Raw genomic sequence first — 252 nt, forward strand, 5'->3', positions numbered from 1 at the left:
CCCCAACTCATTCCCAAGCACCAAACCCGCTGGGCCGGTTTTGATGAGAAGATTTTGTCCTTATACGCTAGGGGCATGACCGTTCGAGAAATCCAAAGCCACTTAGAGGAGATGTATGGAGCTGAGGGTAATCCCCCCACCCCTTAATCTGAGTTAAAAGTAGAATTTCTAAGTTGTTTGATTTAAAAGGAAATTCGATGAAAAACTCCCGTTTTACTGATAGCCAAATCATGGCCATCCTCAAGCAAGCGC

The 252-nt window shown here is 45.2% G+C and carries 1 pseudogene; it reads left to right on the forward strand.

Annotation, left to right across the window (positions count from 1 at the left end):
* Positions 1 to 135: pseudogene (locus tag LZT22_RS12675) on the forward strand (transposase); the annotation flags it as partial.
* Positions 136 to 252 lie beyond the last annotated feature (117 nt).

The organism is Polynucleobacter sp. IMCC 29146 (assembly GCF_021395195.1).
Taxonomy (GTDB): domain Bacteria; phylum Pseudomonadota; class Gammaproteobacteria; order Burkholderiales; family Burkholderiaceae; genus Polynucleobacter.